26 protein-coding genes are annotated in these 25,044 nt (G+C 51.9%); 15 read left to right on the top strand and 11 right to left on the bottom strand.

Features of this window, described 5'->3' with window-relative positions:
- The 7 genes from INT84_RS05435 to INT84_RS05465 all read right to left on the bottom strand — a co-directional run bounded on the left by INT84_RS05435 (position 1) and on the right by INT84_RS05465 (position 5,555).
- Positions 1-792, bottom strand: coding sequence for a DeoR/GlpR family DNA-binding transcription regulator (locus INT84_RS05435; protein WP_194205928.1), 792 nt, complete (start codon positions 790-792; stop codon positions 1-3).
- A 10-nt stretch (positions 793-802) separates the two neighbouring features.
- Positions 803-1,459: an aldolase gene (locus INT84_RS05440; RefSeq protein WP_194205929.1), complete on the bottom strand. Its 657-nt coding sequence runs from the start codon at positions 1,457-1,459 to the stop codon at positions 803-805.
- Positions 1,452-2,711 (bottom strand): 3-oxo-tetronate kinase, encoded by a 1,260-nt coding sequence (otnK, locus tag INT84_RS05445; RefSeq protein ID WP_194205930.1) that lies wholly within the window; start codon positions 2,709-2,711, stop codon positions 1,452-1,454. The genes INT84_RS05440 and otnK overlap by 8 nt, the downstream gene beginning before the upstream one ends.
- Before the next feature lie 329 nt (positions 2,712-3,040).
- On the bottom strand, positions 3,041-3,259 hold the full coding sequence (marB, locus tag INT84_RS05450; RefSeq protein ID WP_194205931.1) for a multiple antibiotic resistance protein MarB: 219 nt from the start codon (positions 3,257-3,259) through the stop codon (positions 3,041-3,043).
- 30 nt (positions 3,260-3,289) lie between these two features.
- Complete coding sequence (marA, locus tag INT84_RS05455; RefSeq protein ID WP_176917351.1) at positions 3,290-3,673, bottom strand: MDR efflux pump AcrAB transcriptional activator MarA; 384 nt, start codon at positions 3,671-3,673, stop codon at positions 3,290-3,292.
- Positions 3,674-3,690: 17 nt separating this feature from the next.
- The gene (gene marR, locus INT84_RS05460) at positions 3,691-4,125 is read right to left on the bottom strand and encodes a multiple antibiotic resistance transcriptional regulator MarR (RefSeq protein WP_176917352.1); all 435 of its coding nucleotides are present in this window, start codon (positions 4,123-4,125) and stop codon (positions 3,691-3,693) included.
- Positions 4,126-4,364: 239 nt separating this feature from the next.
- The gene (locus tag INT84_RS05465) at positions 4,365-5,555 is read right to left on the bottom strand and encodes a sugar transporter (RefSeq protein WP_194205932.1); all 1,191 of its coding nucleotides are present in this window, start codon (positions 5,553-5,555) and stop codon (positions 4,365-4,367) included.
- A gap of 199 nt (positions 5,556-5,754) precedes the next feature.
- Here INT84_RS05465 and INT84_RS05470 point away from each other — a divergent pair, with 199 nt between their 5' ends.
- A complete protein-coding gene (locus tag INT84_RS05470; protein ID WP_194205933.1) occupies positions 5,755-6,543 on the top strand; it encodes a PhzF family phenazine biosynthesis protein in 789 nt (262 codons plus the stop codon).
- 52 nt (positions 6,544-6,595) lie between these two features.
- Here INT84_RS05470 and INT84_RS05475 read toward each other — a convergent pair whose 3' ends face one another.
- Complete coding sequence (locus INT84_RS05475) at positions 6,596-7,540, bottom strand: L-lactate dehydrogenase (protein WP_194205934.1); 945 nt, start codon at positions 7,538-7,540, stop codon at positions 6,596-6,598.
- 88 nt (positions 7,541-7,628) lie between these two features.
- Positions 7,629-8,504, bottom strand: a complete 876-nt coding sequence (locus tag INT84_RS05480) for a LysR family transcriptional regulator (protein ID WP_194205935.1) — start codon at positions 8,502-8,504, stop codon at positions 7,629-7,631.
- Between the two features lie 105 nt (positions 8,505-8,609).
- Here INT84_RS05480 and sad point away from each other — a divergent pair, with 105 nt between their 5' ends.
- The 8 genes from sad (at position 8,610) to INT84_RS05520 (ending at position 17,377) form a co-directional block, all read left to right on the top strand.
- On the top strand, positions 8,610-9,995 hold the full coding sequence (gene sad / locus INT84_RS05485; RefSeq protein ID WP_194205936.1) for a succinate-semialdehyde dehydrogenase: 1,386 nt from the start codon (positions 8,610-8,612) through the stop codon (positions 9,993-9,995).
- 78 nt (positions 9,996-10,073) lie between these two features.
- Positions 10,074-11,663, top strand: a complete 1,590-nt coding sequence (locus INT84_RS05490; RefSeq protein ID WP_194205937.1) for a methyl-accepting chemotaxis protein — start codon at positions 10,074-10,076, stop codon at positions 11,661-11,663.
- A 47-nt stretch (positions 11,664-11,710) separates the two neighbouring features.
- Positions 11,711-12,637, top strand: a complete 927-nt coding sequence (glsB, locus tag INT84_RS05495) for a glutaminase B (protein WP_194205938.1) — start codon at positions 11,711-11,713, stop codon at positions 12,635-12,637.
- The gene (locus tag INT84_RS05500) at positions 12,637-12,999 is read left to right on the top strand and encodes a DUF4186 domain-containing protein (protein ID WP_194205939.1); all 363 of its coding nucleotides are present in this window, start codon (positions 12,637-12,639) and stop codon (positions 12,997-12,999) included. The genes glsB and INT84_RS05500 overlap by 1 nt, the downstream gene beginning before the upstream one ends.
- 184 nt (positions 13,000-13,183) lie before the next feature.
- The gene (locus INT84_RS05505) at positions 13,184-14,176 is read left to right on the top strand and encodes a sensor domain-containing diguanylate cyclase (RefSeq protein ID WP_194206119.1); all 993 of its coding nucleotides are present in this window, start codon (positions 13,184-13,186) and stop codon (positions 14,174-14,176) included.
- A 52-nt stretch (positions 14,177-14,228) separates the two neighbouring features.
- Complete coding sequence (locus INT84_RS05510) at positions 14,229-15,197, top strand: sensor domain-containing diguanylate cyclase (RefSeq protein ID WP_194205940.1); 969 nt, start codon at positions 14,229-14,231, stop codon at positions 15,195-15,197.
- An 82-nt stretch (positions 15,198-15,279) separates the two neighbouring features.
- Positions 15,280-15,807 (top strand): GNAT family N-acetyltransferase, encoded by a 528-nt coding sequence (locus INT84_RS05515; protein WP_194205941.1) that lies wholly within the window; start codon positions 15,280-15,282, stop codon positions 15,805-15,807.
- A gap of 118 nt (positions 15,808-15,925) precedes the next feature.
- Positions 15,926-17,377 (top strand): tagaturonate reductase, encoded by a 1,452-nt coding sequence (locus tag INT84_RS05520; RefSeq protein WP_194205942.1) that lies wholly within the window; start codon positions 15,926-15,928, stop codon positions 17,375-17,377.
- Between the two features lie 138 nt (positions 17,378-17,515).
- On the opposite strand, the gene INT84_RS05525 is transcribed toward INT84_RS05520, so the two are convergent.
- A complete protein-coding gene (locus tag INT84_RS05525) occupies positions 17,516-18,445 on the bottom strand; it encodes a LysR family transcriptional regulator (RefSeq protein WP_370529632.1) in 930 nt (309 codons plus the stop codon).
- A gap of 115 nt (positions 18,446-18,560) precedes the next feature.
- Here INT84_RS05525 and INT84_RS05530 point away from each other — a divergent pair, with 115 nt between their 5' ends.
- The 5 genes from INT84_RS05530 (at position 18,561) to INT84_RS05550 (ending at position 23,228) form a co-directional block, all read left to right on the top strand.
- Positions 18,561-19,574: an amidohydrolase family protein gene (locus INT84_RS05530; protein WP_228065824.1), complete on the top strand. Its 1,014-nt coding sequence runs from the start codon at positions 18,561-18,563 to the stop codon at positions 19,572-19,574.
- Positions 19,575-19,787: 213 nt separating this feature from the next.
- Complete coding sequence (locus INT84_RS05535; protein ID WP_194205943.1) at positions 19,788-20,702, top strand: bestrophin family protein; 915 nt, start codon at positions 19,788-19,790, stop codon at positions 20,700-20,702.
- A gap of 64 nt (positions 20,703-20,766) precedes the next feature.
- Positions 20,767-21,219 (top strand): NUDIX hydrolase, encoded by a 453-nt coding sequence (locus INT84_RS05540; protein ID WP_194206122.1) that lies wholly within the window; start codon positions 20,767-20,769, stop codon positions 21,217-21,219.
- 120 nt (positions 21,220-21,339) lie between these two features.
- Positions 21,340-22,047 (top strand): phage antirepressor KilAC domain-containing protein, encoded by a 708-nt coding sequence (locus tag INT84_RS05545; RefSeq protein ID WP_176917365.1) that lies wholly within the window; start codon positions 21,340-21,342, stop codon positions 22,045-22,047.
- A 320-nt stretch (positions 22,048-22,367) separates the two neighbouring features.
- The gene (locus INT84_RS05550; RefSeq protein WP_194205944.1) at positions 22,368-23,228 is read left to right on the top strand and encodes an aldo/keto reductase family oxidoreductase; all 861 of its coding nucleotides are present in this window, start codon (positions 22,368-22,370) and stop codon (positions 23,226-23,228) included.
- Between the two features lie 18 nt (positions 23,229-23,246).
- Here the strand turns inward: INT84_RS05550 and INT84_RS05555 are convergent, their stop codons facing one another.
- Positions 23,247-24,152, bottom strand: a complete 906-nt coding sequence (locus INT84_RS05555; RefSeq protein WP_194205945.1) for a LysR substrate-binding domain-containing protein — start codon at positions 24,150-24,152, stop codon at positions 23,247-23,249.
- Positions 24,153-24,217: 65 nt separating this feature from the next.
- Between INT84_RS05555 and INT84_RS05560 the strand changes: the two genes are divergently transcribed.
- A complete protein-coding gene (locus tag INT84_RS05560; RefSeq protein WP_194205946.1) occupies positions 24,218-24,880 on the top strand; it encodes a hypothetical protein in 663 nt (220 codons plus the stop codon).
- The last annotated feature ends 164 nt before the right edge of the window (positions 24,881-25,044 follow it).

Below are 25,044 nucleotides of genomic sequence, written 5' to 3' on the forward strand. Positions count from 1 at the left end.
TTATTTCTCCTTGCTGTTCCATGCATGGCTCACCTGGTGCAGGCGCAATGGCAACTGTTGTAATTTATTAATGGCTTCTGCGGGAAGCTGATCGTCGCAAATAATGTCATCGATCTGATCAAGATGACAAATATGGAACATGCCGTATTTGCCATATTTACTGCAATCTGAAACCAGCACCTTATGCCGGGATGAACCTATGACGGCCTGTTTTACCAGCATTTTTCCTTCGTCAGGCGTAGAAATCCCGTGTTCACAATCCCAGGAGCTGGTACTTATGAAAGCGATATCAATATTATACTGACGGATTAACTGAGCTGCGCAATGTCCTACCGCCGAGCGATTACGCACGTCAACCCGGCCTCCGGTATGAAACAGTTCGACACACGATGTCGACATTAAAAAATCAGCAATCGTAAAATCATTAGTAATAACGGTGACTTTTTTTAATTTATTGGCAATAACCTGGGCGATTTCATACGTTGTCGTCCCGGCATCAAGATAAATCACGCTGCCTGAATCAATAAATTGCTCGGCAATGACCCCGATTTGCCTTTTAGTTGAATGATGGAGCATTGCTTTTTCAACGTAAGGTAATTCCTGAATAAGCACTTCATTCAATTTAGCCCCACCACTGATAAATTTGACTCTCCCTTCGTTCTCCATTTCTTTTAAGTCTCTGCGAATGGTCATGTGCGAGACACCGAGTAATTTCGCCAGATCGCCGATCGCCGCGTGGGCATAACGGTGAAGATGACTGTAGATAAAAACGCGGCGCTCGTCGGGTAACATTTCAGTATCCTTAGGGGGCTGGAGGCGTAGTATGGACGCTGAAGCGGGTTTTCAGTTCGCTGACCTGCTCATCATTCAGCGTATTCATTCCGTGTGGCCTGATCATAAACCAGATCCGTGCGGTATCTTCCAGCTCTTCGGCATTGAATGTTGCCTCGCGCAGCGTGGTCCCCCCAATAACAGGACCATGATTCGCCAGCAGCATCGCATTATGATCCGGAGCCAGTTTTGCCACCTCATCCGCCAGACCCGGATGCCCCGGCCGTAAATAGCGGATCAGTGGTAATTTACCTGTACGCATAACGAAATAGGGTGTAATAGGCGGCAGGCAGTCCTGCGGATCCAGATCTGGCAAACACGACAATGCCGTCAGAGAGGTAGAGTGAAGATGCACAATACCACCAATATCGGCGCGCTGGCGATAGAAAGCCAAATGCATCAATGATTCTTTCGACGGTTTTTCTCCTGAAACCCACTGGCCCTGAGCATCAAGTTTGCTGAGGGTTGCAGGATCGAGAGAGCCAAAGCTGGAGTTGGTCGGTGTTACCAGAAACCCTCCCTCCGGCAGACGCGTACTCATATTTCCTGCGCCACCGCTGCTATAGCCGCGCATAAACATCGAACTGGCCAGCGTGACCATCTGCTCCCGCAGTTGTAACTCATTCATTAAAAAGCTCCTGAGCTTTGATAAAAAAGCGCTCGTCACCAAAATTACCTGATTTAAGCGCTAACCACATATTGCGCGAGATATCTTTTACCCACGGTACGCCGGGAGCAATAGACTGGCCGATAACAAATCCCTTTACGCCGAGGTGTTGAACTAACAGGCTGGAGGTTTCGCCGCCCGCAACAATGATCTTATTCACCCCGTGATGCGTGAGTTCACTGGCAAGCGCCGCAATAAGTGACTCGATAGCGATGCCGGCAGCTTCTGCGCCATAGCGTTGCTGTATCACTTTCACTTCGTCGGCAGGACGCGTGGCATACAGCATCGGTGCCAGTGAGCCTGAGCGGGATAAATACCAGCTGACCAGTTCCTCCAGATAGGCTGTTTTATCATGTAACACGCGTTCAACATCAATAGACAACGACGGCGCATGCTGACGATAGAAATTAACCTGGCGGTTGGTCATGGTTGAACTACTGCCCGCCAACACCAGGCATTTTCCTTCAGTACCTGGAATACCGATATCCGTGGTGTTACGCGATTCAGGTGTGAGGAAAGCCAGTGCGCCCGCCAGCCCTGAACCGCCAGTAAGTAAAAGATTTTCCGGGATCGCCAACGCAAGCACTTTCAAATCTTCATCGGTCATGGCATCCAAAACCGCGTAGCGTTGGTTTTGTTGTTGCAGCGCATTAAGTTGATGGGTTATCGCCTGACTGCCAGCCCGCACGTGATCCAGTGATACCAGGCCACACTGGCCCGATGCCTGTTGTTCCATCACGCGCAGCAGATTGGCATCGGTCATGGGGGTGATCGGATGGTTTTGCATCCCGGATTCGTTGAGTAGCTGACCGTTCACAAACAGATGACCATGAACAACGGTTCTGCCATTCACCGGAAGTGCAGGGCATAACACTGCCATGGGCGATTGTGTGAGTTCAAGAAGGAGGTCCGTGACCGGACCAATATTGCCTGCCGGACCAGAATCAAACGTCGAGCAATACTTAAAATAGATGCGCTGACAGCCCTGAGACTGGAGCCATTCACAGGCTTCGCGCGTCATACGTTTTGCCTCATTAACCGGACAAGAACGGCTTTTCAACGAAATAACCACTGCATCAGCGTGGGTGATATCGACGCGCCGGTCGGTAATGCCATTGAGTTGTATGACCTGCCAGCCTGAAAATGCAATAAAGCTGGCGATATCGGTCGCTCCTGTAAAGTCGTCTGCAATGATGCCCAGGCGTATGCTCATACTTTTTATTCCAGCGCTACGTTGTGATGATGTGCATTATTGTGAAGGGTGTACTTTCACATTAAGATGATGAATATCACAAAAAAGCGCATGCATTTAACGCTATATTGATTTATAACCTATTGATTTTAAAGTTATTATTGCGTTACTGTGTCTTAACACTGCTGTGTGAAATTCTGTGAATGTTGTGATTTTATGTGTGCAACGAGATTAAACAGCGCGAGGGTATTGCTTGCGTGGGTTGTATCGGGGTGGGTATTACCGGGACGTAATAAAGCAGAGCGGCAGATCGGGCAAAAAAAAAGCCCCGCGCGGGCGGGGCAAACGAATCACAGGCTGTGCTGATTATAATAGGGCACACCCAGTGCGTCGGATTTGTCACTTCCTGTGCCCATATGATTAAAATCAAACGGAGACTGGTCATACGCGGAAGGAATCGTTAACGTCGCGCGGGCGCTGCCTTCAGCAGGGTGACGAGGTTGCTCCGCAAAGCTCTGACCGGCGGTCAGTATCGCTAATGCAAAAGTAGCGGAGACGAGCAGTTTCATGATTTCCTCGATACGTCTTAAAACAGGCGATTAGTGATTACAGTGATTTAACGGTTGCAGGTAGCGTGCTTCGCCCGGCATATCCATGATCCGGTATTTATGCGGTGGCACGTCGAAATAGTTCTTGAACGTTCGGGTCAGCGTTTGCTGCGATTCAAACCCGTAACGTTCAGCCAGATACAGGATCGGCTCGTTACTTTGCTTCAGCTTCCGGGCGATTTCCGTCAGCTTACGGGTGCGAATGTACTGGCCCAGCGAGTGTCCGGTTTCCTTTTTAAACATTCTTTGCAGGTGCCATTTTGAGTAGCCGGAACGTTCTGACACTTTCTCCAGTGACAACGGCGTCTCCAGATTGTCTTCGATCCAGTCCAAAATGCTATGAATGGTAATGGCGTCAGTATTACGTCTGGACATCGTCTTACCTCTTATGTTTACGGCAGGACTTTCTTGAGCAGGTATTCAAGAGTAGCCACTTCGTCCGCCGATAAGTTTTTTGTTAGTTCCTGATGCAGATCTTGCCCAACAAGCTGATGACATTGCTCACAAATGGTGGTGCCTTCCGGCGTCAGTCGTACCAGTACGCCGCGTTTGTCATTGGGATTCGGCAAGCGCTCAACCCAGCCTTTACAGACCAGTCTATCGAGCATACGAGTCAGGGCACCCAGGTCGACCGACAGCACTTTTTTCAGCTCGACAGGGGTGACGCACACTTCGCAGCGAATAGAGCAAAGCACTTTGAACTGGGTGGCGGTAATGTCCTGCGGCGAAAGATAATCGTTGAGCAAACGGTCTTTTTTTTGGTTAACCATGTGGATCAAACGTCCCAGCGGAATGATTTCGTTAAACAGATCCCCTGAACTTTTCACAATGGTTGCCCTGGCAAGTATATTAGTTGCGGAGGATATTATTGCCCAGGCAAACATAAGTCAACTGAATGAATAAGTTTGTGCCACGATTTGCTAAAAAGAGGATTAAGTCCGCGTCCGCTATGGGGTTATAGTGCGGAGGGAGGACGTGATGCAGATGTGAGAGAGGGTAAGAAATAGGCGATATTATTTGTCGTGGTGATGTATTGGGGCCAGTCATGGCCCCAATCAGTACGCCATTACTGTGTCTGTTCTTCCAGTGAAACCGGCCAGCGGCGGAAAATAATAACCGCCCAGATCAGCGCGGACAGTGCCGGCACCGCACCGACATAGCCGATGGCCGCCATCGAAAAATGGCTGCTTACCTGGCTGCCCACCAGCGCACCGGCACCGATACCGATATTAAAAATGCCCGAGAACAGCGACATGGCGACATCGGTAGCATCCGGAGCCAGCGCCAGTACCTTCACCTGCATTCCAAGGCCGATGATCATAATTGCCACGCCCCAGAACACGCTCAGAATAGCCAGATGGTTTTCATTTTGTGCGGCCGGAACCAGTAATAGCAGGCAAACAAATAGCAGGCCAATAGCACCTGAAATCAGGGTTGAGGCGTGCAGGTTGCCCAGCTTGCCGAAAAGCAGACTACCGAGAATGCCGGAGCCACCGAGGATCAGCAGCAGGACAGTGGCAAAATTACCGCTCAGACCGGCGACCGTTTGCACGAAAGGCTCAATATAGCTGTATGCCGTGTAGTGCGCCGTCACCACCACTACCGTTAACAGGTAGATGCTCATCAGCGCCGGACGACGGAACAGCAGCGGCAGGCTTTTAAGTGAACCTGAATGCTCGCTCGGCAATTTCGGCAGCAGTTTAATCAGGCACAGCAGAGTAATCAGTGCGCCGGTACCGATAGCAAAAAAGGTGGTACGCCAGCCAAAGTACTGGCCCACTATGCGGCCAATCGGAATACCCAACACCATCGCCAGCGCGGTCCCGGTAGCAATCAGACTCAACGCCTGTGCCCGCTTTCCGGCCGGGGCAAGGCGAATGGCCAGCGAGGCGGTAATTGACCAGAATACCGCGTGCGCAAACGCAATGCCGATACGGCTAATAATCAGGGTGGTAAAGTTCCAGGCCAGGAAAGATAAAACGTGGCTGGCGATGAACAGGACGAACAAGCCAATGAGCAATTTACGTCGCTCCATCTGGCTGGTCAGCAGCATAAACGGCAGTGACATCAGGGCAACCACCCAGGCGTAGATCGTCAGCATAATACCGACCTGCGCGGTCTCCATGCCGAAGCTCTGCGCAATATCGGACAGCAAACCCACCGGTACGAATTCCGTGGTATTAAAAATGAACGCTGCAATGGCAAGCGTAACCACCCGCAGCCACGCCACTTTGCGTGAAACAGTATTCGTTGTCATAGAGATAATCTGGGTTGGTTGTACAGAAGAAGAGGAGATGATCTTAAAGCTATCGCTGGCGCAAATACAACCATTTTGTGACGCAGATCTCAATTTAACCCGTAAAAAATTAAAGATTCGTTATAGTTTGTATTAACGCTGGCGCGATCAATGGACGCCATGTCAGCGTAGTGGCGAAATAACAACAAGAGGAAAGAGCATGCGGTTAATTGATTATTATATGGTCGATGCGTTCAGTGAACGCACCTTTGGCGGTAATGCCGCCGCCGTCTGCCCCCTGACAGACTGGTTGCCGGATGAGGTCATGCTCAGCATGGCGCAGCAACATAATCAGTCAGAGACGGCGTTTTTCGTTCCGCATAATAACGGATTTTCCCTGCGCTGGTTCACTACCCGTAACGAAGTCAATTTATGCGGCCATGCTACGCTGGCTGCGGCGCATGTGATCTTCAACCATCGGGGCTATACTCAACCAGCCATTATTTTCGACACCGCCTCCGGCGAGCTGACGGTCAGTCGTGATGATGACTGGCTGACTCTGGATTTTCCGGCGGATCGCACCGAACCGCAAACGCCGCCAGCTACCTTGCTGCGCGCGTTAGGTATTACGTCATACCAGGCGGCGCATAAAGGCCGTGCATGGTTGATTGAACTGGCAGATCGACAGCAGGTTGAAGCGGTTAAGCCTGATATCGCTGCAATGGTGCCTGGCGAGCACAAAGTCACCATCACCGCGCCAGGCGGGGAGGGATATGATTTTGTCAGCCGCTTTTTCTCACCAGGCGAAGCGGTATGGGAAGATCCGGTGACCGGTTCCGCCCACACAATGTTGATCCCTTACTGGGCGCAGAAGCTGGGTAAAAATCGCATGTTTGCCCGCCAGGTTTCAGCCCGTGGTGGGGATATTCGCTGTGAGTTGAAAGGCGACCGGGTATTGATGAGCGGGCAGGCGAAAACCTATATCGTGGGTAAGTTGATGCTCGGGTAAGGATTCTTCTGCCAGCCCACACGGCGGCATGGGGCTGGCAGAGCCAAAATACTTAAGGCAGGCGGGCGATATTCGCTTTGATCACGCTGGCCGAGTGGCGGAATTTTTCCAGCTCATCGTCGGCAAGATGTAACTCAATAACCTGTTGTACGCCGCTTTGCGCCAGCACGGCCGGCACGCCAATCGCGACATCGCTTACCCCATACTCGCCGTCCAGAATGCAGGATATCGCCAGCGCACGATGGCTACCGGTAAAGATATTGCGACAAATTTCAGCAATGGTCCCGGCGATGCCGTATTCCGTACAGCCTTTACCGGCATAAATTTCGAAACCCAGTTTACGGACTTTCTCTGCCAGTAGCCCACGGTCGAGCGTTTTGCCGGTATGCCGCTGATAAACGTCGCTAATCGGTGAACCGTATACGGAAGAGTGTGACCAGACCGGGAACTGGGTATCACCATGCTCACCGAGAATAAAGGCATCAATACTTTGTGCGCCAATATCGAGGTGCTGTGCCAGCGTACGGCGTAAGCGGGTGGTATCCAGCCAGACACCGGTCCCGATAACCTGACTTCTCGGCAGGCCGGAAAGTTTCCACACCTGCCAGGTAATGATATCGCAGGGATTAGTGGCGATAAGAAAGATCCCGTTAAAGCCGCCAGCCATCATTTGCGGGACGATACTTTTCACAATTTTTGCCGTATTAGTCAGCTCATCGAGACGCGTCTGCCCTGGTTTCAGTGCGCCGCCTGATACGGTGATGACGGCGATATCAACATCCGCACAATCGCTGGCGTCGCGTGTGGAGATGGTCATCATGCCGGGCATATAAGCGGCTGCATCGCTGAGATCCTGCACATGGCCTTCGACCAGCGCCTTATTGAGATCGACTAAAATCAACTCTTCACAAATTGACTGATTCAACAGGGCATAGGCGGCAGAGGCACCGACATTGCCCGATCCAATAATCATCACTTTACGTGCTTTGGTGTTCATGGTTAATCCGTTTAACGTGAGAACAAAAAAATAACCTACTGCCGGAACCGGCATCAACGCAACATTCTGCGTTATCTATATGATAATCCTATGGCTGCGCCTTAGGTAATGTCTCTTTCACCATCTCAATGAAGGCCTCCAGCGATCGCGTCATTCCGCCGCGACGCCATACCAGCCAGGTGGTCAGCCAGCGCCAGTTTTCTGCCAGCGGCCAGGCGGCTACCTGATGACTCCCCGGCATGGTCTCCAGCATTGAACGCGGGATCAACGCCAGGCCCGCGCCGGCAATTACGCAGGCCAGCATCCCGTGGTAGGACTCCATCTCATGTATTCTGCCCGGCGTGGCCTGGTCGGCGTGAAACCAGTTCTCAAAATGTCGCCGGTACGAACAGTTAGCGCGGAAGGCGTAAATATTGACGCCGTTAACGTCTCTGGCACGCGCGATGGGGGCGTGCCCGTCGGGGGCGACAATCATCATCTCTTCCTGATAAACCGGCATCCCCTCCAGCGCCGGGTGAGCGACAGGTCCATCCACAAATGCCGCGCTCAGTATGCCCGCCAGTACGCCATCAAGCATGGTTCCTGAGGGACCGGTCGCCAGATCAAACTGGATTTTCGGGTAACGTTGAGTGTACTGCGCAAGCGTGGCCGGAATGCGCACGGCGGCGGTGCTCTCCAGCGAACCCAGCGAGAACAAGCCCTGCGGCTCATCACCGGCGATCACCCGGCGCGCCTCGTCCACCAGGGCGAGAATTTGCTGGCTGTAGCGCAAAAAATTGTGTCCGGCGGGAGAAAGACGCAAACGCTGATTTTCACGAATGAACAGCTCGACGCCAAGATCGGCCTCCAGCTGGCGAATGCGGGTTGTCAGGTTTGACGGTACTCGATGCACCTGCTGTGCCGCCTGAGTAATGCTGCCTGTCCGGGCGACCGCATTAAACATTTCAAGCTGGGTTAAATCCATAGCTTTCTCGTTTTATGAATGAGATGGTCAGTATTATTCATTTTTCAGGAATGGGTGAGTGTAGCAGAATAGGAGCCTGTAAAGACATCGCTAAGAGAGAATCGTATGACCTCACCTATAAATGAAGCTGTTTCTGTTAATCCGGCCAACGGGCACACCATGATTTCTCTGCCGTGGGCAACGCGCGAGGAGGTAGAGAAGGCCATTGAGCAGGCATCGCAAGGCTACCGTCAGTGGCGCAGCTATAGCGTTAACGATCGGGCGGCAAAACTGCGCGAGCTGGGTGCTGCTCTGCGTGGACGAGGCGAAGAGATGGCGCAGTCGATCTGCCGTGAAATGGGCAAACCGATTGTGCAGGCACGCGCTGAGGTGAACAAATCAGCCGATTTGTGTGACTGGTACGCTGAGCACGGCCCGGCGATGCTGGACACTGAATCAACGCAGGTTGCTGGCGGTCAGGCGGTCATCGAATACCGTCCACTGGGGCCGGTGCTGGCGGTAATGCCGTGGAACTTCCCCCTCTGGCAGGTGCTGCGTGGCGCGGTGCCGATCCTGCTGGCGGGCAACAGCTATCTGTTAAAACACGCCCCCAACGTGCCGGGTTGTGCAGCGCTCATTCAACACGTCTTTAATGATGCTGGCATCGCGCCGGGGGTGTTTGGCTGGATCAATGCAACCAATGACGGCGTGACGCAGGCGATTAACGATCCGCGTATTGCCGCCGTCACCGTCACCGGCAGCGTGCGCGCAGGCAAAGCAATTGGCGCTCAGGCAGGGGCGGCGCTGAAAAAATGCGTGCTTGAGCTCGGCGGCTCGGACCCGTTTATTGTCCTCAATGATGCCGATCTGGATCTGGCGGTGCGTGCCGCGGTTGCCGGGCGCTATCAGAATACCGGGCAGGTCTGCGCGGCGGCAAAGCGTTTTATCGTTGAAGCGGGCATTGCCCGGGAATTTAGCGACCGCTTTGTGGCGGCGGTTGCGCAACTTAAAATGGGCGATCCCACGCTGGAGCATACCGATCTCGGCCCGATGGCGCGTTTTGATCTGCGTGATGAGCTACATCAGCAGGTACTGAAGACGCTGGAGCAGGGCGCAACCTTATTACTGGGCGGCGAAAAAGTGGCGGGCGAAGGTAACTATTATCCGGCAACGGTGCTGGGTGACGTAACCGCTAATATGACCGCATTTCGGGAAGAGCTGTTCGGCCCGGTGGCTGCCATCACCGTCGCTCGCGATGCAGAACACGCGCTGGCGCTGGCCAACGATAGCGAGTTTGGTCTCTCCGCTACCGTTATGACGGGCAGTGAAGAAAAAGCGCACTATTTTGCTGAGCGTCTGGAGTGTGGCGGCGTGTTCATTAATGGCTTTAGTGCCAGTGACGCACGGGTGGCCTTCGGCGGCGTGAAGAAAAGCGGGTTTGGCCGTGAACTGTCGCACTTCGGTCTGCGGGAATTCTGTAACATTCAGACCGTGTGGAAAGATCGCCGCTAGTTCTGTCACACTGCTGTCATGGCATTGTCATTTTCATCTCCTACACTCGCGCGTAACTTGTTGTTATAGATGAAAATTATGAACTTAACTCAAATTCTCCGCCGCCGTGTACCACGTGTTATCCCCCGTCAGTTTGGTTTACTGGCGGGAATTCTTTGTATCATCGGCCTTTTTTCCGCGCTGCAAATCTCGTCTTCGCTGTTATTGTCGCATTCGCTGCAAAACGCGCGGCAGAATGAACAGCGTAATCAGCAAACGCATCTCCAGCAGGTCAAAGTCGATGAGGCCCGGGTAGCGTTGTTGACGGCCAGCGATTTACTTAACCGGGCTGGCGTCTGGTTTATGCAGGATCGTGATACCGGCTCGGTAGGGAGCTGGAACGGCTTGCTTGATGACGCGCAGAACGCGCTGGCACACTCACAGAAAGCCTGGCAAGCGTGGCAGGCACTCAATCCTCCCGGTGATGACGCTCTCATCAATAGTTACCAGCTATTTTATAGCGCCATTAAAGAGCAGGCCGATGCGCTGGGGAAAACCCAGTCTATTGATGCCTTCTTTGCCGTACCGGTGCAGGCATTTCAGGCTGATTTTAACGATAACTATGCCCGCTTTCAGCAGGCCAGTGAGCAACGCGCCGGGGAGGGACGTCAGGCGTTAATGACCAGTCTGGCGTCACTGCAAACGCTTTTTCTGCTCGCCCCGGCCTTGCTGTTGATTATTGCGGTGGTGGTCTGGACCGGGATGTCGCGCTGGGTAATTGTGCCGCTGCGACGACTGATTGCTCATATCAATCGTCTGGCGGCGGGCGATCTCTCCGCACCGCTGCCGCCGGTGCGTCGATTTAACCGGGAGATTAGCCAGCTCAGCCAGAGTATTGGCGAAATGCAAACAGGGCTTCAGCAACTGGTGATACAGGTCAATGATGCCACTGCTTCAATGGTGGGCAATATTCATCGCCTGGCGGAGGGAAATCAGGCGCTTTATCAGCAGTCGGTGAAACAGACGCGCGAACTGGATGATGTCACCACCCACATTGCCACGCTTGAATCACACGTCGAGGGCAATACCGGCTACGCACAGCAGGCAAGTCAGCGAGCAGACGAGGCGCGTCAGGTGGCGGCGGGCGGTGACCGGATGATGGAAACGGTCAATCAGTCGATGCGGGAAATCGTCGAGCGATCCGCCGAGATGCGTGGCATCGTGGCGATGATCGATAATGTCGCCTTCCAGACCAATATCCTGGCGCTCAATGCGGCCATTGAAGCGGCACACGCCGGTGAGCAGGGGCGTGGCTTCGCTGTAGTAGCAAAAGAGGTTGGCCTGCTGGCGCGCAAAAGCAGTCATTCCACGCAGACCATCCAGCAATTGATTAATCATTCTCTTCAGGGGATTGAAGATGGATCAAAAGCGGTGACCCGGCTCGAAGATAATCTTCAGCAGGTCACGGGACTGGTAGGCAAACTCAGTAGTCTGTTGAGCGATATTTCGGATGCCACGCTGAGCCAGGGAGAGAGTATTCACCAGATGACCCGTCAGCTGCATGCCCTTAACCTCGTCGCGCGACAGACCGGCGATCTGGTCACTCACGCCTCGCAGGCCTCTCAGCAATTACAGGATGATTCACAGCAGCTCACGCTGGCGGTAACGCGTTTTCGGCTTCCTGCCTGACCTGTTATACTCGCAGGCCGAAAATGGCCTGTGACAAGGAGCAACAGGTGGCAAAGGTCATCACAACGACGTTACTTGAATCCATTCTGGCCGACGTCAGACCGTTGATCGGTCAGGGCAAGGTGGCGGATTATATTCCGGCACTGGCTGCTGTTAACCCGCACAAACTGGGTATAGCGATCAGCACCGTTGATGGTCAGCATTTTGCCGCCGGCGATGCCAGTGAACGGTTCTCGATTCAGTCTATCTCTAAAGTGCTCAGTCTGATTGTGGCGATGAATCACTATCCTGAAGACGACATCTGGCAGCGCGTGGGTAAAGATCCCTCCGGACAACCGTTCAATTCGCTGGTGCAGCTGGAGCTTGAGCAGGGGAAACCGCGTAATCCGTTCATTAATGCCGGAGCCCTGGTGGTGTGCGATATGCTACAAAGCCGTCTGAGCGCACCGCGACAGCGGATGCTGGAAATTGTCCGTCAACTCAGCGGCGCGGCAGATATCAGCTATGACAGCGTGGTCGCACGTTCTGAGTTTGAGCATTCCGCCCGTAACGCGGCGATTGCCTGGCTAATGAAGTCTTTTGGCAACTTTGATAATGATGTTCCGACCGTGCTGCAAAACTATTTCCATTACTGCGCACTGAAAATGAGTTGCGTGGAGCTGGCGCGAACCTTTTTGTTCCTCGCGGATAAGGGAAGGGCACCGCACCTGAGTGAGCCGGTGATCACCCCGCTCCAGTCGCGGCAGGTTAACGCCCTGATGGCGACCAGCGGCATGTACCAGAGCTCTGGCGAATTTGCCTGGCGCGTGGGACTGCCTGCAAAATCAGGTGTCGGTGGCGGTATTGTGGCTATTGTGCCTCATGAGATGGCGATTGCCGTCTGGAGTCCGGAGCTGGATAGCACCGGTAATTCGGTCGCTGGTGTGGCAGCTCTGGAAAAGCTGACGCAGCAGCCCGGACATTCGGTATTTTAATGGATCGTTTTGATACGCTTTTTGCACGCCTGGCACGTTCAACCTTTCGCTCCCGCTTTCGCCTGGGTCAGAAGGAGCGGCAATACTGTCTCGATAAAGGGGCGGAAAAGGTCAGTGAGCACGCAGCTGACTTCGTCGCCCGTCGGCTGGCTCCTGCCGAGCCGCTAAATGATGGCAAACAGACCCCCATGCGCGGACATCCCGTCTTTATCGCGCAGCATGCGACCGCGACCTGCTGTCGCGGCTGTCTGGAAAAATGGCATAACATCCCTCAGCATCAGGCGCTTTCTGATGAGCAGCAGGCCTACATTGTGCAGGTCATTTTCCACTGGCTTGTGATCCAGATGAATCCGCCTCGTTAGCATTAATAAATGCTATTGTTTAAAAGAGGTTAGCCAGACGCTAAGAATTTCCTAATATCGCTTGATACCGGCTTTTATCGTCAATAAGATAAGTCTGCATATGCAGCGGAAAAATCGTGTCATGAACGAATCTGACAAGCTACTAAAGAATGAGCGGGTTAACGGAGCCAGATTTGTCAGACGCATGTATCTGATGCGCACGCTCGGCACGCTGCTCTGCTTTTTTCCGGTTCTCTCCGTTCTGGTCGAGCTTGACCGTCCTCTCTGGCTGCTGGTTTTACTGGCGGTCAATGCGTTTATCTGGCCGATGGTGGCCTATCTTCGTGCTAAAAACGCATCTCTGCCGCTGGATAAAGAACATCACAACCTTATTTTTGACGCTGCGGCGGGCGGTTTCTGGATCGCCATGATGGCAGTGAATCTTCTGCCGTCGGTGGTGATTGCGACGATTTTGATGTCCGATCGGGTTTCTGCGGGTGGCTTTCCGTTATTGCGTAAAGGCGCGGCGGTGATGCTCGGCGCGTTTGCTATTACCTGGCTGGCGCTGGGGTTTCCTTTTGCGCCTGTCGTCTCACAAAAAACGCTGTACGCCACTCTGCCGTTAATCGCTATTTATGTGTTTGCGCTCAGCGTGCTGACTAATTCCATTGCCCGCAAGCTGCGTAAAAACAGTCGTGAACTGGAGCGGATTGCGATGATGGATCCGCTGCTGGATATTGCTAATCGTCGATTGCTGGAGCGGCGGATTGAGTTTGAGCTGATCAAACTGCGTCACAATAGCCATAGCTCGGCCTTAATGTTTATTGATATCGACAACTTTAAAGAGGTTAACGATCGCTACGGGCATAAAGTCGGTGATTCTCTTTTAGTGACAGTGTCACAAATATTGCATGTCGCGACTCGTAAAACGGATACGCCAGCGCGTCTGGGCGGCGATGAGTTCGTGATCCTGCTGCCGGAGACGGTGGATGACGAGGCAAAAAATATCGCCAGGCGAATTATGGAAGCGGTGTCGGTGATGACGGTTTTGCCTGATAACACACTCTCTCTGACGCTCAGTATCGGTATTGCGCGGGCAACAAAGGAGATGATTTCCTCTACCGACTGGCTCAAGGCTGCCGATGACGCGCTCTATCAGGCCAAACGTGAAGGAAAAAATCGTATCTATGCACACTGATGAAGTCGCTGCGCTGGCATAGACTGAAGTATCAATAATAAAAGGAGATGCAATGAAGAGTCCGGCCATACCTGTGAACGAACCGCAACGCCTTGCCTCGCTACATGAGTCAGGGATCCTTGAATCCGGCGATCCGCAGCGCTTTGACCGTCTGACCCGTCTTGCAAAGCGCCTGTTTGATATTCCCGTCGCGCTGGTTACGCTGGTGGATGAAGACGTATTGATTTTCAAATCCCATGACGGCATCGATATCACCACCTTACCGCGCAATATTTCATTTTGTGGGCATGCCATCTTCAGCGAATCGCCGCTGGTGGTAACGGACGCCACTCAGGATGAGCGTTTTGCCGATAATCCGCTGGTGGAAGGGGATGCGCACGTGCGTTTTTACGCCGGGTACCCGCTGCGCCTGCCTGATGGCGCGGTGGCGGGGGCCTTTTGTCTGGTAGACCGCCAGCCCAGGACCTTCAGCCCCAGCGATCTCGAGATGCTCAAAGATTTGGCGGCCATTGTTGAGGGCGAATTTGCCGCAATTAATGCGGCCACCACCGACGAACTGACCGGGCTGTTTAATCGCCGTGGTTTTAATAACCTGGCAAACTATGCGATTCGTTCTGCCGCCCGGCGCGCGGTGCCGCTGACGCTTGGCTGGCTCGATCTCGACGGTTTTAAGAAAATCAACGATCGCTGGGGCCATGCGGAAGGGGATGCGGCACTGAAAACCATGGCGATGCTACTGAAGAATTCATTCCGCGATACCGATCTGACCGTGCGTTATAGCGGTGATGAGTTTGCCATTCTCTTTTCTGACACCGACGAAAATGGTGCCTGGATTGCGATGCAGCATCTGGTTGAAGAGGCGGAAGCCTTTAACCAAACGTCCGGCAAACCCTGGAAGCTTGCCTTTTCATGGGGTGTCACCGAATTTGACCAGAATGGCTCAACCCTTCAGGAATGGCTGAAAGCGGCCGATCAAAAGATGTATACCATGAAAAATAAGCAAGAAGACAAAGGTCGTTAACATCATAAAATCCTATGAGAGAAAGACTTGTGTTGTGAGTTTGTTAAAATAATAGTGATGTGGTCATTTACAAGGAGCATGTATGGCTACATCAATTTCACTGCGCACCTTTTCACGTAACGATATCCTGCATCATCTCGATGCCCTCACCGATATTCTTGAGAACTGCATTAATGGCGGGGCTTCTGTCAGTTTTATGCTTCCCTGCCAGCCGGAAGCGCTGCGAGCCTGGTGGATCACGATTGCTGATAGTGTCGCGGCACAAGAACGACTTCTGCTGGCGGCGCTCAATGAAAATCAACAACTCGTCGGTACTGTTCAACTTATTCTGGATCAACCTGAGAACCAGCCGCATCGTGCTGACGTTGCTAAGTTGCTGGTTCACGAGCGAGCGCGGCGATTAGGTATCGCCGGGCGGCTCATGTCAGCGCTTGAAGCGCTGGCTCGGGAACATCATAAAACGTTGCTGGTACTCGATACCGCCACCGGAAGCGGAGCTGAAACATTTTACCGGCGCAACGGCTGGATCAAAGTGGGTGAAATTCCTGACTATGCTCTGATGCCAGATGGCGCGCTGACGGCCACTAGCGTGTTTTATAAGCAGATGTAATTTATTTTTACTATAGCGTCACGATTTGATCAAAACGGGGTTTTATTGGTTTTAAAGTCTGTTAAGTTATTGGACCAATTCCTGTGAGTTGTATGATTAATTAAAAAAGGACCCTATCGTGAAAACGCTGAACCGCCGTGATTTCCCTGGAGCAAACTATCCTGAACGTATCATTCAGTTTGGTGAAGGCAACTTCCTGCGCGCCTTCATTGACTGGCAGGTGGATCTGTTGAATGAAAACACCGACCTCAATGCCGGTGTGGTGATTGTCCGTCCGATTAAAAGTGATTTCCCGCCGTCATTAAGCACTCAGGATGGTTTGTATACCACTATCATTCGTGGACTCAATGAGCAGGGCGAGGCGGTCAGCGATGCGCGTTTGATTCGTTCGGTCAATCGCGAAATCAGCGTTTATGCACAATACGATGAGTTTCTCAAACTGGCTCACAACCCGGAAATGCGCTTTGTCTTCTCGAACACCACCGAAGCGGGCATTAGCTATCATGCTGGCGATAAGTTTGATGATGCGCCTGCGGTGAGCTATCCGGCAAAACTGACGCGCCTGCTTTTTGAACGCTTCAGCCATTTCAACGGCGCAGCGGACAAAGGCTGGATCATTATTCCTTGCGAATTGATTGACTATAATGGCGAAGCATTGCAGGAACTGGTGCTGCGCTATGCGCAGGAGTGGGCGCTCCCTGCTGAATTCACCACCTGGCTGAACGAAGCTAATGCCTTCTGCTCCACGCTGGTCGACCGTATTGTTACCGGTTATCCGCGTGATGAAGTTGCACAGCTTGAAGCTGATTTAGGCTACAAAGATGGATTCCTGGACACCGCAGAGCATTTCTATCTGTTTGTGATCCAGGGGCCAAAATCACTGGCGTCCGAACTGCGTCTGGATAAATATCCGCTTAACGTCCTTATCGTTGACGACATCAAACCGTACAAAGAGCGCAAAGTGGCGATCCTGAACGGTGCGCATACCGCGCTGGTTCCGGTCGCCTGGCAAGCGGGTCTGGATACGGTTGGTGAGGCGATGAACGATCGCGACATCTGCGCGTTTGTCGAGAAAGCGATTTATGAAGAAATCATCCCGGTGCTTGACCTGCCGCGCGATGAACTGGAATCTTTCGCCAGCGCGGTAACAGGGCGTTTTCGCAACCCGTATATCAAGCACCAGCTCCTGTCTATTGCGCTAAATGGCATGACCAAATACCGCACGCGCATTCTGCCGCAGCTGCTGGCAGGGCAGAACACCTCTGGTAAATTACCGGCCCGTCTGACGTTTGCGCTGGCGGCATTGATTGCGTTTTATCGCGGGGAACGCAACGGTGAGACCTATCCGGTACAGGATGATGCGCACTGGCTGGAGTCCTATCAACAGCTGTGGGCGAAGCATCGCGACCAACAAATCACCACGTCCGAGTTGGTTACCACCGTTCTCAGCGTCAGCGAGCACTGGGAGCAGGATCTGACCCAGGTTCCGGGACTGGTAGAGCAGGTGACCGCGGATCTGGATGCTATTTTGTCCAAAGGAATGCGCGAAGCCGTAAAACCGCTTTGCTAAATAATCAGCCCGGCTTTTAGCCGGGTTTATTAGTGGTTTAATTAGTTACAACATACACTTTCTTTATATGTAGTCTAACAGCACTAACGCTTTACCTTGAAACGGCCTTACACCGTCCAAAAGGCGACCGCCTGTAATTTATGTCGTCTGAGATTTTTCCTCAGGCTGACAAACAGTCCAAATCGTCTCACGCAGCCAACGATGCTCCGGGTCGGCGTGCAGACGAGGATGCCAGATCGCTGAAATTTTGATAGTCGGGGTTTCCACCGGCAATTCAAACCAGTTCATTTCGGACATCTCCGGGTGCAGAGAGGAACTGGCTAGTGCAGATAACGGAACCAGCCCGATAAGATGCGAATGGCGTACGATATGAATAGCGTTGGTAAAGGCAGGGACGACCATTACAATCTGCCGTTTCAAGCCTTGTTTTGCGAGAGCTGCATCGACTGGTCCATGCAACTTATTTTTGCGTGAGACCACCACATGCGAGTAGCTGGCATAACGTTCGGCTGTTATGCAGGGAGTCTGAAGCAGAGGATGGTCAGATCGACAAATTCCCACGAATCGGTCGTTAAAAAGCATTCGCGTTTTTAATTCTGGCGCTTCAGTACCCAGCACGCCGATTTCAAGATCTATCGTTCCATCACGCAGAGGCTGGGCGTCTTTATCATGTTTTCCGACAAAATGTAATCTCACCCGAGGCGCATTTTTTTGCAGTTCAAGTGCCAGCTTTGCCGAGGCCAGATCGATAAAACTTTCATTAGCGCGGATAACGAAGCAGCGATCAAGCGTGAAGAGATCGACTGTTTTCGGCGCTGGCTGTAACAGGGTATAGACACTGCGGGTAGTCTCATGAACGCGTTCAATCAGCGTCAAAGCATAAGGTGTTGGTACCAGCTGGCGACCCGCTTGTACCAGTAACGGATCGTTGGTGACCCTGCGTAGACGAGTAAGGTTACGACTCATGGCTGATACGCTAAGGCCCAGACGCTGCGCTGCGCGCGTCACACTACGTTCAGCTAACAACGCATCCAGCGCCTTAAGTAAATTCATATCGATATCAGTCACAGTTCACCCATTCACTTGCATTTCATGCAATCTATTATTGCATGCATAGCGTCTGGTGCAATCAACGGGGGCTGTTTATGCTTTTCATTCATACCTTTTCAGGAGCATTGACCCTATGTCTGCAATAAATAACAACGGCCATTTGCCACTCATTGGCATTGAAGAACATTTTCTGACAGAAGAAGTTTTACAAGTCTGGGAAGAGGCTGGCTTATTCGCCACCGATCCCAGCACTGCCCATAACGCGGGTATTATAGGTGAACGTTTACTGGATCTGGCCCAGGGCCGCCTTGATTTAATGGATGAAGCAGGCGTTGATGTACAGGTTCTTTCACTCACTACGCCAGCATTGCACGAGATATCTGCGGCAAGTGTCGACATCGCCCGACGCTGCAACGATGCCATCGCAGAAGCGATGGTCCGTCATCCGGGCCGTTTCCAGGGATTAGCGACATTACCCGTAGCCAATCCCGAAGCGGCGGCTCTGGAACTGGATCGTTGCATCAAAATGCTGGGATTTAAGGGGACCATGTTAAGCGGACGAGTGGGGGACAGAAATCTGGACCATCCAGATTTTTGGCCGATATTTCACAGCGCCGCCAGACTTGGAGCACCTGTTCTTTTACATCCTCGCACGCCTCCTGTTGCCGTACGTAAAGCCTATTATAATGACCTTAATCCTGCATTAAATGTCGCTATGGCGACGTATGGTCTCGGCTGGCATTACGATGCCGGATTGCAGTTCGTACGACTACTGGTGTCAGGTATTTTCGACCGTCTGCCTGAATTGCAAATAATTTTAGGCCACTGGGGAGAAATGGTTCTTTTTTACGCTGAACGTTTTTCTGCCATGGATCGCGTAGCGGGGCTCAAGCGACCTGTAGCTGATTATCTGAGACATAATTTATATGTGACCGCCAGCGGCATGTTTTCAGCAAACTATCTGCACCAAGCCGCCAGCATTGTAGGCAATGAGCGGCTACTGTTTTCAACCGATTATCCCTACCAGTACAGACCGGGCCACGATGCCAGACGTTTTTTAAACAACTGCGGTCTTGAAGGTGAAGCGCTGACAGGCTTCGCTCACACCAACTGGCAGCGCCTGACACAGCATTGCGGCTCTCGCTAAAAAGGTGTGAGTGCGAAAGTACAGGAAAATGAGAAGATCACCAGGGGATCCTGACGAATCGGTAATGGACTTTCCTGATTCAACGCCACTTTATGCCGTCACAGCCGGGCGATAGCGGAGAACGGTAACTATAAAAGGTAAAAATGATTAGCTTTTGGCGTGCATTTTGGTTTCACTTAACGTTTACACTATTATTTACCTGCAAATTCTCAAATGATCATAAGACCGCAACAACACTGGCTAGCCCTTATCTTTGTCTGGCATGGCTCAGTGCTCTCCAAAGTTATCTCCAGACTATTACTTAACTTCCTGCTTTCCATCGCCGTTATCATGATGTTGCCGTGGTATACCTCATTAGGGATTAAGCTCACCGTCGCGCCTTTTAGCATTCTCGGCGTCGCTATCGCCATCTTTCTCGGCTTTCGCAACAATGCCTGTTACTCCCGGTTTGTGGAAGCGCGTCAGCTTTGGGGGCAGTTGATGATAGCGGCTCGCTCGTTATTTCGGGAAGTCAAAAACACCTTACCCGACGATCCGCGACTCGGGGAGTTTGTGCGTCTGCAAATTGCCTTCGCCCATTCATTACGCATGACGCTTCGCCGTTTGCCTCAGGAAGAGACGTTAACCTCATTATTACCGCCGCATCAACTTCAACAGGTGCTGTCGGCCCATTCTCCGGCAAACCGTATTCTGCTGCTGATGGGGGAGTGGCTGGCCGTGCGCCGCCGTAGCGGCGATCTTTCCGACATCCTTTTTCACAGCCTGAATAACCGCCTGAATGATATGTCTGCTGTGCTGGCAGGCTGTGAGCGCATCGCTAATACGCCGATCCCTTTTGCTTATACGCTTATTCTGCACCGTACCGTATATATATTCTGTATTCTGCTGCCATTCGCGCTGGTCGTTGACCTGCACTATATGACGCCATTTATTTCGGTGCTGATTTCCTATACGTTTATTTCTCTGGATGCACTGGCTGAAGAGCTTGAAGACCCTTTCGGACTGGAAAATAACGATCTCCCGCTGGATGCTATCTGCAATGCAATGGAGATTGATCTCCTGCAAATGAACGATGAAACCGACATCCCGAAAAAACAACTGCCGGATAAAAACTATCAGCTCACCTGATCATGTTGAGGAATCTATGCTGGAACTCAGACCTGGCGGCATTGACGTTACGAGTGACTGCGCCATGAGGGAACGGCCCTCTGCCCGGTTACTGATCGTCGATGCCGCCGAACGAATACTCCTGTTTCGCTTTACGCATACTAACGATGCGCTGCAAGGCCGCTCCTATTGGGCGACGCCCGGTGGCGCAGTAGAAGAGGGGGAAAGCTTCGAACAGGCAGCACTCAGAGAGCTTTATGAAGAAACCGGGATTATCGCTCGTCATCCAGGTCCGGCGGTGGCGCAGCGTTCATTCTCGATGCTATTACCCAGCGGCGAACAGGTGCTGGCAATAGAGCGGTTCTATATCCTCAGAATAACCGACCATGATGTGAATAAAGATCGCTGGAGCCTGAATGAAAAGCAGGTAATTAGCCATTTTAAATGGTGGGATCGCCAGGCGCTTACCCGCACCACTGAGACCATTTTTCCGGAAGATATTTTATCTATCCTCCAGAATGAGGGGAAAGCACTCTAACGGATCAGGAACATCACCACGGTCTAAACCGCTCAAAAAAAGAACTGGATATTTAACCAGTACATTGTATACTATTTCAACTACCCGCATGGGTGTTGTGAGTAAGTGAGTGGTGAACCTATGATGATTACGTTTGATAGCCAACGGACCCTTGACCAGTCTTCCCTGATGAGTAGCCGTGAGATCGCTACCCTGACCGGTATCACTCATGGCGAAGTAAAACGTATTATTAATGGGCTGGAGACGGCGCAGCGTTTTACCCAGCCTGTTACGGTGAGTCTTTATGAACGTGAAGGCGAAACGTATCAGGAATTTTTCCTGAATAAACGCGATTCGCTGCTCGCCGTAGCACGTTTGTCTCCAGGATTTACAGCCGAAACGCTGGACCGCTGGCAGGAGCGTGAAAAGCGCGACAATCTGCCCGATTTTACCAACCCCGCGACAGCGGCGCGTGCCTGGGCTGAACAATACGAACAGCGCCAGATAGCCGAGCAGCGGCTGGCACTTTCGGTGCCAAAAGCTGAGTTTTTCGATCGCTACGTGCAGGTTGAAGATTCGCTCGGTTTTCGTCAGCTCTGTAAAATGCTCAGGGCTAAAGAACCCGAGTTCCGCCAGTTCTTGCTGGAGCGCAATATTATGTACCGGGTGAATGGCGTGCTGACGCCTCATCACCATCACGCACAGGCTGGCTATTTTACGCTGCGCTCGGGTGTGGGCGAAAACCAACATACCTTCTCGCAGGCGCGTTTTACTGCAAAAGGGGTGAAATGGATTGCCAGCCTGTGGGCCGGTTATCTGGCGACGCAGTCCAGAAGCGCGGCAGCGTGACTTATTCTTTTGATGCTCAATAAATGCCCGCCGCGTTGCGGGCATAACAGAGTAAGGCTTTTACCGCCACGGGCAAACCGAGGTTCTGACTAACTCTTCAAGCGTCGCCAATACGCCGTAGTTTTCCTTCTTTTTCAAATTCCCATCCAGCAACATCCCCACCAGAGAATCGCCCCCGAATACAGGCATGCCGCCAGCGCCCAAACCGCATTCATAATTGTTTGCTTTTTCGTACACCCTATAGGGATTGTGCCGTATATTATCAACACAGGAATAAGCGATTATTGTGGCATTTCATTCCGTGTAAAGGACGAATTCTCATGCAGACAAAACGTGATCACAGCTTCAAACTCGGCGATCGTCAGGTAAAACGCATTGGTTATGGCGCTATGCAGTTAGCAGGGCCGGGAGTGTTTGGTCCGCCGAAGAACGTCGATGCGGCGCGTGAGGTTTTACGTGCAGCCCTGGCGGCAGGCGTTAACCATATTGATACCAGCGATTTTTATGGCCCACATGTCACCAATCAGCTTATCCGCGACACCTTATCTCCCTATCCGGATGATTTAGTCATTGTGACCAAAATTGGCGCGCGTCGCGATGACAAAGCCAACTGGCTACCCGCCTTTTCTGCCCAGGAATTACGTCAGGCGGTGGAAGATAACCTGACCCATCTGGGGCTTCAGCAACTGGATGTGGTCAATCTGCGCCTGATGTTTGGCGTTCACCAGCCGGAAGAGGGTTCTCTTGAAGCACCGCTGAGCGTGCTGGCGGAGCTTCAACAGCAGGGGCTGGTACGTCACATTGGCTTAAGCCATGTAACGATGAAGCAAATCGAAGAAGCACAAAAAATCTGTAAGATTGTCTGTGTGCAGAACCATTACAACCTGGTGCACCGTCATGATGACGAGATGATTGATGCATTAGCGGCAGAGGGCATTGCGTATGTGCCGTTCTTCCCGCTGGGCGGATTTACTCCGATTCAGTCATCGAAACTCAACGACCTCGCCGCACGTCATCATGTTACGCCGATGCAGCTGGCACTGGCGTTTCTGCTACAGCGTTCAGATAATATTCTGCTGATCCCGGGGACCAGTTCGGTAACGCATTTGCGTGAGAACCTGGCGGCAGGTGAACTCACGTTGTCCGCAGACGTAATCGAGGAACTGAATTCACTGGGTTAAGCTTAAGCGCAGAGCGGACTAATTCCCGCTCTGCGTGTCTCGCTGCATCCGCTGTACCATCCAGTCACGCAGTTTTCGGATGTCATCGCGCTGGGCCATCTCTTCGAGCGTCAAAAACAGATAACGCGCACCGGGAAGAGGAGCATCGAAAGGCGTCACCAGCATTCCTCTGCGTAGCAAATCACCGGCCAGAAGTTCGCTGGCAATCACCACGCCCTGGCCGGCAACGGCTGCCTGAAGCGCATGGGTCTCGTCGCTAAATCGCACACCTTTACCGATATCAAGTCCGGCAGGACCATAACGTTGATGCCAGTGTTCCCAACTCGGCGACTGTGCCGGCACATGTCGATTATCGACGTGAAAAAGGGTGGTTGTTACCAAATCTTCCGGCGTTTTTAATGCCAGTGACGGGCTCGCCACGACGATAAAGCGATCTTCAAATAGCAGACAGTTGTGTAACCCTGGCTCCTCCATTTCACGATAGCGAATAGCAACATTGACCGTTCGCTGGCTTAGATCCATCCGCTCAACGCTGGTATGCAGACGAAGATCTATCTCCGGGAACTGAGCCGTAAAATCACCCAGGCGGGGGATCAGCCAGTTGGTCAAAAAGTTTGATGTCGTTGTGATAGTCAGTGAGGGCGGTTGCAGGCGATGAGCGATGCGCGCAGTGGCATCCTCAAGAGCAGTAAATGCCTGCCGGGAAGCCGAATATAAAATCTGTCCCGTTTCCGTCAGTGATACGCCCTGGGCATTGCGATCAAATACCCGGCAGCCCAGCGTATCTTCCAGCACGCGGATCTGATGGCTGATAGCTGTTGCGCTGACATTAAGCTGAGCCGCAGCCTGCCTGAAGCTCAGCGTACCTGCTACGGCATGGAATGCGCGCAGGGTTCCCAGCGGAGGTAAACGGATTTTGTTCATGATGAGTTATTTTCACCCTTTGATGAAATGTATGACTTTGAATAAGCCTCTCAGAAGAGATTAAGATGAGTTTACTTCATCCTATGGATGAGTTCGCACCATCTTACGAGAATTTTGCCTCTGGAGGTACTATGTCTGGTCTGTCACCATCGAAAAATAATCAGCGCGATGTTGAAATGAATATTATTTCTGAGATATTCATGTGGAGTTTATTGACCGCAGAAGGGGGCTTATTAATCAGTCTCTATGCCGACAAACCGCTGTTGACTATCCCTGGTATGCCGCTCATGCTGCTGGCTGCATTTATTTTTGGAAATAAATTTCTTAGCGCGAGGAATTGCTGGCTGACCACCCACTTCAATCCAGTCTTATGCGGATTTTCAGTCTGTGCAGCAGGGATGTTGCTCATTATGTTGAGCATCACCATTTCCCGGGGAAACCCTGGCGTACTGTCAGGCGTTATTATTTCGGGTATAGGCTATAGCATGATCTACACTGCAAACAAACAACATCATAATAAGCGTGAAAATTACGGCTATTGGCGGATCCGTTACCTGACAATATTGTTCAGCATCATGCTTACCGCCGTAGCGCTACTCTCACAATCGGGTTTTCAGGGTGCGAAGGACGCTGCCAGGGGCTTTGCAATTGTACTCGATGTTTCTTTGCTGGGGCTGGTCTATATAAAAATCCGAAGAGATGATTGTGCTATTAATTTAACGAAATAGTGATTGTGCTGTGCGTAAATAAGAATGCGTTTATTTTTATATAAAACACCAAATTATCAAATCGAGCATTCTGATGACTCAGCATAATAGCAATTTGTTTCAAAATGCTAACATGAAGTGCAAGTCTGAATTTATGGTCTATGCTTTATAGGGTTACATTAACA

Source organism: Superficieibacter sp. 1612_C1, from assembly GCF_015234305.1.
GTDB lineage: Bacteria > Pseudomonadota > Gammaproteobacteria > Enterobacterales > Enterobacteriaceae > Superficieibacter.

Coding starts and splice junctions, on each gene's coding strand:
- INT84_RS05540 (WP_194206122.1), top strand. CDS start 20,767: ATGAGGGAACGGCCCTCTGCCCGGTTACTGATCGTCGATGCCGCCGAA.
- INT84_RS05465 (WP_194205932.1), bottom strand. CDS start 5,555: ATGACAACGAATACTGTTTCACGCAAAGTGGCGTGGCTGCGGGTGGTT.
- INT84_RS05435 (WP_194205928.1), bottom strand. CDS start 792: ATGTTACCCGACGAGCGCCGCGTTTTTATCTACAGTCATCTTCACCGT.
- INT84_RS05530 (WP_228065824.1), top strand. CDS start 18,561: ATGTCTGCAATAAATAACAACGGCCATTTGCCACTCATTGGCATTGAA.
- INT84_RS05475 (WP_194205934.1), bottom strand. CDS start 7,540: ATGAACACCAAAGCACGTAAAGTGATGATTATTGGATCGGGCAATGTC.
- marB (WP_194205931.1), bottom strand. CDS start 3,259: ATGAAACTGCTCGTCTCCGCTACTTTTGCATTAGCGATACTGACCGCC.
- marA (WP_176917351.1), bottom strand. CDS start 3,673: ATGTCCAGACGTAATACTGACGCCATTACCATTCATAGCATTTTGGAC.
- INT84_RS05515 (WP_194205941.1), top strand. CDS start 15,280: ATGGCTACATCAATTTCACTGCGCACCTTTTCACGTAACGATATCCTG.
- INT84_RS05500 (WP_194205939.1), top strand. CDS start 12,637: ATGGATCGTTTTGATACGCTTTTTGCACGCCTGGCACGTTCAACCTTT.
- INT84_RS05555 (WP_194205945.1), bottom strand. CDS start 24,152: ATGAACAAAATCCGTTTACCTCCGCTGGGAACCCTGCGCGCATTCCAT.
- INT84_RS05490 (WP_194205937.1), top strand. CDS start 10,074: ATGAACTTAACTCAAATTCTCCGCCGCCGTGTACCACGTGTTATCCCC.
- INT84_RS05560 (WP_194205946.1), top strand. CDS start 24,218: ATGAGTTTACTTCATCCTATGGATGAGTTCGCACCATCTTACGAGAAT.
- otnK (WP_194205930.1), bottom strand. CDS start 2,711: ATGAGCATACGCCTGGGCATCATTGCAGACGACTTTACAGGAGCGACC.
- INT84_RS05505 (WP_194206119.1), top strand. CDS start 13,184: ATGTATCTGATGCGCACGCTCGGCACGCTGCTCTGCTTTTTTCCGGTT.
- INT84_RS05440 (WP_194205929.1), bottom strand. CDS start 1,459: ATGAATGAGTTACAACTGCGGGAGCAGATGGTCACGCTGGCCAGTTCG.
- sad (WP_194205936.1), top strand. CDS start 8,610: ATGACCTCACCTATAAATGAAGCTGTTTCTGTTAATCCGGCCAACGGG.
- INT84_RS05535 (WP_194205943.1), top strand. CDS start 19,788: ATGATCATAAGACCGCAACAACACTGGCTAGCCCTTATCTTTGTCTGG.
- INT84_RS05510 (WP_194205940.1), top strand. CDS start 14,229: ATGAAGAGTCCGGCCATACCTGTGAACGAACCGCAACGCCTTGCCTCG.
- INT84_RS05480 (WP_194205935.1), bottom strand. CDS start 8,504: ATGGATTTAACCCAGCTTGAAATGTTTAATGCGGTCGCCCGGACAGGC.
- INT84_RS05545 (WP_176917365.1), top strand. CDS start 21,340: ATGATGATTACGTTTGATAGCCAACGGACCCTTGACCAGTCTTCCCTG.
- INT84_RS05470 (WP_194205933.1), top strand. CDS start 5,755: ATGCGGTTAATTGATTATTATATGGTCGATGCGTTCAGTGAACGCACC.
- INT84_RS05550 (WP_194205944.1), top strand. CDS start 22,368: ATGCAGACAAAACGTGATCACAGCTTCAAACTCGGCGATCGTCAGGTA.